The 3,291-nt window shown below is 69.2% G+C and carries 1 protein-coding gene and 1 pseudogene; both read left to right on the forward strand.

Annotated elements, in window-relative coordinates:
* Nucleotides 1-489: 489 nt before the first annotated feature.
* Nucleotides 490-2,523, forward strand: a pseudogene (locus AB0947_RS41940) (Helicase associated domain protein); the annotation flags it as partial.
* 335 nt (nt 2,524-2,858) lie between these two features.
* A complete protein-coding gene (locus AB0947_RS41945) occupies nt 2,859-3,053 on the forward strand; it encodes a helicase associated domain-containing protein (protein WP_366755634.1) in 195 nt (64 codons plus the stop codon).
* Nucleotides 3,054-3,291 lie beyond the last annotated feature (238 nt).

The raw sequence follows: 3,291 nt of genomic DNA on the forward strand, positions 1-3,291 counted from the left end.
GCGGAATTAGCCCGGAACTCCGTTCCGGGACTCGACCGCTGACGCGGTCGAGGGGAATCCGGCTCCGCCGGATTCCCGCCCGGCGCCGGGCCGCTCCGCGCCCCGTCTCCGGGCGGACGGCGTGCGCTCCGCGCCCGCCTGAAGCGGCAGCAGCAACGAGGGGGCAACGGTCGCTCCCCTCCCGACTGACGAAGCGTCACCCCGCCAGGGCCCGCGCTTCCCAACTCGGGGCCCAACAGGCAGGAGACTAACACCCCTACACCCCGCACGACAGCAGAACCAGCCAATCTGACGAACCTTCCCAACCGTCATGCGTCATGACGCACCCCTGAGATAGAGTCTGGGCTTAGTACGCACCCCCTACCTTGGCCCCTCCCCTCACCACATGCGGAGGAAATACCGGCCCGTCAATTCCACTACCACCAACGAAAAACCTCCACTTGTCACCTCTTCACAGCCGAACAGAAAGCGGGTCTCTGAATGCGTCACATGGAATTGCGGCCGCATCAGGCGCAGGCCGTAGACGCCGTGGTGAAGCACCTTCAGGACCCACCAGGGGGGCGCATTCCCCCGGAGGGGCTGCGGACACAGGTAATCGCCGCTACTGGATCGGGCAAGACGTTGATTGCCGTGGAATCGGCGCGGCGGCTGGCTGCGAGGCGTGTCCTGGTCTTGGTGCCGACGCGGGACCTGCTGACGCAGATGGCCGGTGCCTGGCGTCGGGGCGGTCGGCGGGGCGCGATGGTCGGGGTGTGCGACCTGGGGCCCGAGGAGAGCGACGGCATCCCGTGTACCACCGACCCCGATGAACTCCTGTCGTGGGTGCAGGACCTGGAGCAGGTGACCGTGTTCGCGACCTACGCGGCGGTGGGGCTGGGCAAGCTCCAGCGGGCGCACGAGGCGGGGTTGTCGGTGTGGGACCTCATGATCGTGGACGAGGCCCACAGGACAAGTGGTGACGGCATGAAGCCGTGGGCGGCGGTGCACCATCAGGCGCGGATTCCTGCCGTGCGGCGGCTCTACATGACCGCGACACCGCGCGTGTGGGAGGCCGAGGGAGAGCAGCCGCGGCTGGTGGCATCGATGGACAGGGACTCGCCGGTTTTCGGGCCGGTGGCGTACGAGCTGAAACTCAGCGAGGCGATCCAGCGGGGCATCGTTGCGCCGTATCAGGTGGTGTGCCTGGACATCCGGGACCCCGACTTGCACGCCGCGCTCGCCGAGGAGACCGCGGGATCGGATCCGGTGCGCGGGGCGCGGCTCGCGGCCCTGCAGACTGGCCTGTTGACGGCTGCCGCGCGGGAGCGGCTGCGGCGCATCCTGACGTTTCACAGCCGGGTCTTTGAGGCGGAGGCCATGGCCCGGGGCGTTCCGTTGGTGGCGGCCCGGCTCGCCGAGGACGACCCGGAGTTGTTCCCGCCGGCGGAGCGGGTCTGGTCGGCCTGGCTCTGCGGGGACCACGCTCCCGGATATCGGCGTGAAGTGCTGGATGAGTTCGCGTCCGATTTCATCGGTGGTGCCCGGTCGGATATTCCTGCGGTGGTACGTGTTCTCAGCTCTGTGAAAGTGCTGGGGGAAGGCGTGGATACGGCGCAGTGTGATGCGGTCGCTTTCTGCGATGCGCGAGGGTCCATGGTCGACATCGTGCAGATGGTCGGGCGTGCCCTGCGTTTGAGTCCGGGAGAGGGGAAGTTGGCGTCTTTGGTGGTGCCGGTATTCCTTGGTCCAGGTGAGGATGTCGATGACCTTTTGACGTCGGATGCCTACGGGACCCTCGCGAAGGTGCTCGGGGCGCTCCGGGCGCACGACGCGGACACGATCGAGGCTCTTGCCGATCCACGGCAGCGCAGCGGACGCCGGATCGGCGACGAAGACGCCCAAGTGCCCCTGTCTGAGGCGGTGTTGGTCGGCGGGGACGACGAGGACCAGAACCAGGAGGCCGAGGACCAGGACCAGGACGTTGACGACGGCGCTGAGGCGGACGAGGGCGACGGGGATGACCTGTGGGTGAGCCAGGCAGCGGCGGGCCTGCTCCGCTTCAGCAGTCCGCGCGATCCCGCGTTGGTGGCGCAGTTCGTGAGCCTGCGGGTGATCGATCCCGAGAAGGCGTACTGGCGGCGCGGGATCGCGGCGGCCACCCGGTGGCGGAGCGAGAACGGCGGCGGGCAACTGCGGGTGCCCTACGACTACGTGATGCCCGAGGACGAGTCGGCCGGCGCAGCCGCCGGATTTCCGCTCGGGCGGTGGGTGGCCGATCAGCGGCGCTACTACAACGCGGGGACGCTGGAAGCCTCCCGCGTCAAGCAGCTGGAGAAGCTGGGCATGGTGTGGTCCCACTACGACGTCGCGTGGGAGGAGGGTTTGACGGTCGCGCGGTCGTGGGCCGCCGCACACTCGCACTTCCTGCCCCCGGTCCAGGCGGTGGGGGATGGCGGTTACCCGATCGGAGTGTGGGCCAAGAACAGGCGTGCGGAGGCCCGTAGGGCCATGGAGAACGCCGAGCGGCGCGCCGCAGGGGAAACCGTGCCCGTGGGCGCTGGGGAACTGCCTCAGAGCCGTCTGGCCGCGTTGGAGACCATCGACCCGGGATGGTGCCCGCTGGGATGGACCGTGGCCTGGCAGCGCTGCTTCACCCTCACCCGCATCCACGTCCAGGCCGGAGGCGCGCTCCCCGAGGTGGCCGGTGAACTCGTCGTCCAAGGCGAAGACCTCGGGGCATGGGCGGCGGCGCAGCGGCAAGGATGGGACCAGCTCTCCCCCGCCCAGCAGTGGCTCCTGGACAGCACGCTCGGGCTGGAGCCCGCCAGCCCGGGGCGCGGCCCGCCAAGCTCACCGCAGACGGCAAGTAGGCGCTCAACCTGCGCGCGGCCCGGCAGTTCCACGACCGCGAAGGACACCTACGCCCCGCCCGCAAGCACATCGAGCGCGTGGACGTCGACGGCGTGGAGGTCGATATCAAGCTGGGGACGTTCCTGGACAACACCCGGCGGCGGGCCGACAAACTCACCCCCGAACGACGCACCGAACTCGACCAACTCGACATGCGCTGGTAACCCGGGAGCTCCACGCCGGATGGGACCGTGCGGAGTGAGCCGGCTCACGCTGGTTGTCGCCTTGGCAGGCGGGTTGTCACCTGTCGAGGAGGCTGCTGCTTGACGCTCACGTCGAGCAGCAGCTTGTAGCTAGGCACAGTTCCGCCGGGCACGATCCCCGTTCCTCCGGGTGGCGGGCGGCGGGTGGTGCGGGGCGTCAGGAGACGAGGGCCTGCCAGGTGTCGGGGCCGACGATGCC

The organism is Streptomyces sp. NPDC047841 (assembly GCF_040704085.1).
Classification (GTDB): Bacteria; Actinomycetota; Actinomycetes; order Streptomycetales; family Streptomycetaceae; genus Streptomyces; species Streptomyces argyrophylli.